The organism is Pseudomonas frederiksbergensis, assembly GCF_003732665.1.
Taxonomy (GTDB): Bacteria; Pseudomonadota; Gammaproteobacteria; order Pseudomonadales; family Pseudomonadaceae; genus Aquipseudomonas; species Aquipseudomonas frederiksbergensis_G.
Genome location: NZ_MOBP01000051.1, coordinates 1 through 262 on the forward strand (window position 1 = coordinate 1; position 262 = coordinate 262).

Annotated in this window: 1 pseudogene; it reads left to right on the forward strand. The window is 67.9% G+C overall.

The window, feature by feature from the left end:
• Nucleotides 1-262: pseudogene (locus BK665_RS33085) on the forward strand (tRNA uridine-5-carboxymethylaminomethyl(34) synthesis GTPase MnmE); the annotation flags it as partial.

The following is a 262-nucleotide window of genomic DNA, read 5'->3' on the forward strand; positions in this document are numbered from 1 at the left end:
GCAATCGCGGCATGCGCGTTACGCGCGCTTTCGTGATGCGCAGGGCGAGGTGATCGATGACGGCATCGCGGTGTGGTTCCCCGCGCCGCACAGCTTCACCGGCGAAGAGGTGGTGGAGCTGCAGGGCCACGGCAGCCCGGTGCTGCTACGGCAATTGGTGGCCCGCTGCATCGCGCTGGGTGCACGCCAGGCGCGTGCGGGTGAGTTCAGCGAGCGGGCCTTCCTCAACGGCAAACTCGACCTGGCACAGGCCGAAGCGATT